We start from the raw sequence: 243 nt of genomic DNA, 5'->3' as shown, positions 1-243 counted from the left end.
ATTCGCGAAGCCCTCGATGTACAGCAACCCGTTGGGACTGTACTCACAGTCGGATCGCCTGTACTCCGCATTCGGATCGAGTCCTTCGAGCGTGCCGGTGAGGTCTTCGTAGGCACGATCGGTCAAGAACCCGCAGCCCGAGCGGTCGACCGAGGGGTCCACGCCAACGATGTCGAGGCGGCGATCGAGCCGGTAGAACCGAGCTTCGGGGATCTCGTACTCGAGCGTGCCCGGCGGCTCATC

Annotated in this window: 1 protein-coding gene; it reads right to left on the bottom strand. The window is 63.4% G+C overall.

Features of this window, described 5'->3' with window-relative positions; translation table 11 throughout:
- Nucleotides 1-243, bottom strand: a 243-nt coding sequence (locus OEB96_RS00100) for a hypothetical protein (RefSeq protein ID WP_266213338.1), incomplete at both ends; no start/stop codon positions are given.

Origin of the sequence: Paraliomyxa miuraensis (assembly GCF_026337845.1) — a bacterium.
In the GTDB taxonomy this organism is placed as follows: domain Bacteria; phylum Myxococcota_A; class Polyangia; order Nannocystales; family Nannocystaceae; genus Paraliomyxa; species Paraliomyxa miuraensis.
Note: the sequence above shows the minus strand (reverse complement) of the source record. Positions and strands in the feature narration are given on the sequence as shown.